The sequence below is a fragment of the Oleiphilus sp. HI0066 genome (assembly GCF_001635725.1).
Genome location: NZ_LWFH01000896.1, coordinates 1 through 402 on the forward strand (window position 1 = coordinate 1; position 402 = coordinate 402).

The window sequence follows — 402 nt, forward strand, 5'->3', positions numbered from 1 at the left end:
GATTTCTTCAACAGTGTCTGCGAGATAACGGCTTGTAGAGATTCTGAAAGCATGGAACGAACCATAGCTTTTTCTTCCGCTGGGAATACATCAACGACACGGTCAATTGTTTTGGCAGCAGATGTGGTGTGGAGAGTGCCAAATACTAAGTGACCTGTTTCTGCAGCGGTTAGTGCCAATCGGATGGTCTCAAGGTCACGAAGCTCACCAACTAGAATAATATCGGGGTCTTCACGAAGTGCCGATCGCAGTGCTTCGTTAAAGCCTAAGGTGTCACGATGTACCTCACGTTGGTTCANGAGACATTTCTTACTTTCGTGAACAAATTCTATTGGATCTTCGATGGTCAGAATGTGGTCGTAGCGATTGTCATTAATGAAATCGATCATTGCCGCTAGCGTT

At 45.4% G+C, this 402-nt stretch carries 1 protein-coding gene; it reads right to left on the reverse strand.

Translation table 11 applies throughout. The annotated features are described in order from the left end of the window. The coding region (locus A3738_RS10510) for a type IV pilus twitching motility protein PilT (protein ID WP_197473789.1) at window positions 1-402 on the reverse strand (402 nt) is incomplete at both ends.